General features: G+C 71.8%; 2 protein-coding genes. Both read left to right on the top strand.

What is annotated here, in order from left to right; genetic code table 11:
* Positions 1-513 precede the first annotated feature (513 nt).
* Positions 514-2,085 (top strand): MFS transporter, encoded by a 1,572-nt coding sequence (locus NCC78_RS30395; RefSeq protein ID WP_250798837.1) that lies wholly within the window; start codon positions 514-516, stop codon positions 2,083-2,085.
* Between the two features lie 11 nt (positions 2,086-2,096).
* Positions 2,097-2,705 (top strand): TetR/AcrR family transcriptional regulator, encoded by a 609-nt coding sequence (locus NCC78_RS30390; RefSeq protein WP_250798835.1) that lies wholly within the window; start codon positions 2,097-2,099, stop codon positions 2,703-2,705.
* Positions 2,706-2,797 lie beyond the last annotated feature (92 nt).

Raw genomic sequence — 2,797 nt, 5'->3', positions numbered from 1 at the left:
TGGGTAACGACCGGCAGGCCACCCACATTCCGGGGGCCCGGGATCGGCCACACCCTCTTACGCGGTGCGCCTTGCTCGATCGTCCGGGGGATGTAACGACCGGCCGGCCACCGTCATTCCGTGGATCGGGGGCCCGGCCACACCACCCGAAGGCGGCGCGCCTTGCTCGGCCGTACCCATGGTGTAACGACCCCCGGCCGGCCACGATTCCGCGCCCACGATGCCCCGGGTCACACCCATAACCGGGACACCCGACCCATCAACCACCCAACGCACCGATCGGCCCGACCCGGGCGGGCACGCCAACGCAACCGCCGCCCCGGTTCACTTCGCGCTACATAGGTGACAGGCCACCCAAAACGCCGCCGGGGTCATCCACGTGAGGCCGGCGTGCGGACGTGACCGCCGCCACATTAAATACGAACCGGTTCCGTATCGTTAATGGCTGACCTACGCTCACCTCAATTACGAGTCTGACCCGTATCGAAACGGAAGCCGGGGGGAATCCGGAACATGGAACCGCACGAGAACACCGGACACCCGAGGAGGTGGGCGATCCTCGGGGTGCTGGTGATCAGCCTGCTCGTGGTCGTCCTCGACAACACCATCCTCAACGTCGCGCTGCGCACCCTCGCCGACCCGGTGCACGGGCTCGGTGCCAGCCAGGGCGAGCTGGAGTGGTCGATCAACTCCTACACGCTGGTCTTCGCCGGCCTGCTCTTCACCTTCGGCGTGCTCGGCGACCGCGCCGGACGTAAGCGCTTCCTGCTGATCGGCCTGGTGATCTTCGGGCTGGCGTCGCTGCTCTCGGCGTACGCCCAGAGCCCGGCGCAACTGATCGCCGCCCGCGCGTTGATGGGGGTCGGCGGCGCGGCCATCATGCCGGTGACCCTCTCGATCATCTCCAGCGTCTTCGACCCCCGGGAGCGGGGCCGGGCCATCGGCGTCTGGGCCGGCGCGGTCGGCCTCGCCGTGGCGATCGGCCCGATCCTCGGCGGCCTGCTGCTGGAGCACTACTGGTGGGGCTCCGTGTTCCTCATCAACGTGCCGGTGGTCGCGCTCGGCGTGGGCCTGGTGGCGCTGCTGGTGCCCGAGTCGCGGGACCCGAAGCCGGGCCGGGTCGACGTGCTCGGCGTCGTGCTGTCGGTGGTCGGCCTGGTCGCCCTCTCCTACGGCATCATCGACGGCGGCGAGCACGGCTTCGGCCGGCCGGTGGTCTGGGCCTCGATCCTCGGCGGTCTGGCGGTGTTGGCCTGGTTCATCGCCCACGAACGGCGCAGCGACCACCCGTCGCTGGACGTGCGGCTGTTCCGGGTGCCCCGCTTCGCCGCCCCGGTGGCGATGGTCGGGCTGGTCTTCTTCGCCGCGATGGGCGTGATGTTCTTCAGCTCGTTCTACCTGCAACTGGTCCGCGGCTACAGCCCGCTGGAGACCGGTCTGCTCTTCCTGCCCTTCGCCGTGGCCCAACTGGTCTTCGCCCCCCGCAGCGCGACGATGGTTCAGCGCTACGGCGGCAAGGTCGTCTCGGCGGTCGGGCTGACGTTGACCACGGTGGGGCTGGGGGCGTTCGCCTTCGTCGACGAGAGCACCCCGATCTGGGTGGTGCTGGTGGCCTTCTTCCTCCAGGGCGTCGGGATGGCCAACATCATGCCGCCGGCCATGGAGTCGATCATGTCGGCGCTGCCCAGGGAGAAGGCCGGCGTCGGCTCGGCGGTCAGCAACACCGTCCGGCAGGTGGCCGGCGCGCTCGGCGTGGCGGTGCTCGGCTCGGTGCTCTCCGCGGTCTACCGCTCGGACGTCGCCACCGCGCTGCCGGAGCTGCCCGCCGGCGCCCGCGAGGCGGCCGGCGAGTCGATCTCCGGTGCGTACGCGGCGGCGGGGCAACTCGGGCCGGCGGCGCCACGGCTGATCGCGGTCGCCAACGACGCCTTCGTCTCGGCGATGCACTGGGCGGCGACCCTCGCCGCGCTGGTCGCCGCGCTCGGCATCCTGATGGTGCTGCGCTGGATGCCCGGTCGTGCCGTCGCCCCGGCGGCGGCCCCGCCGGCGCCGGTCGCCGAACCCGAGTTGGCCGGGACCGCCTAGGTTCGGGGACAATGTCCGACATGACTTCCACCGCCGATGCTCCGCGGTCGCCCGGCCGACCGCGGAGCGTCCGCGCGGACGAGGCGATCATCGAGGCCACGCTCGACCTGCTCGCCGAGGGCAGCACGGTGGAGAGCCTCTCGATCGAGGCGATCGCGACCCGGGCCGGGGTCGGCAAGGCCACCATCTACCGCCGCTGGCCGGGCAAGGACGCGCTGCTGCGCGACGCCCTGCGTACGCTCAAGGGCACCCCGCCGGAGCCCGTGGGCCGCTCGGTCCGCGACGACCTGCTGCTGCTGCTCGGTGCGGTCGGGCGCCACATCGACCCCCGGGCGGCGCGGATCATGCCCTGCCTGGTGCCCGAGGTGAACCGCAGCCCGGAGCAGTACGAGCTCTACCAGAACATCATCGAGCCGCGCCGCGAGGTGATGCGCGAGGTGCTGCGGCGCGGGGTGCGCTCCGGCGAGCTCCGCGCCGACCTCGACATCGAGGTCACCATGGCGATGCTCACCGGCCCGATCCTGTTGCAGCGGATGATGCGCTGGCACCCCGACCTCGACGACGCCACCCTGCCGGAGAAGGTCATCGACGGCGTCCTGACGGGCATCCGCGCCCGCTGACCACCCCGACGCGGCCCGCCGATCGCCCCAACGCCGACCGCCCCGCCGCGGCCCGCCGACCCCACCGACGCGGCCCGCTGACGGCACCAACG

It is taken from the genome of Micromonospora phytophila, assembly GCF_023656545.1.
Taxonomy (GTDB): Bacteria; Actinomycetota; Actinomycetes; order Mycobacteriales; family Micromonosporaceae; genus Micromonospora; species Micromonospora phytophila.
This window is presented reverse-complemented; position numbering and strand designations above follow the sequence as displayed.

Excerpts from the sequence above, each read along its gene's own strand:
- NCC78_RS30390 (WP_250798835.1), top strand. The coding sequence starts at position 2,097 with ATGTCCGACATGACTTCCACCGCCGATGCTCCGCGGTCGCCCGGCCGA.
- NCC78_RS30395 (WP_250798837.1), top strand. The coding sequence starts at position 514 with ATGGAACCGCACGAGAACACCGGACACCCGAGGAGGTGGGCGATCCTC.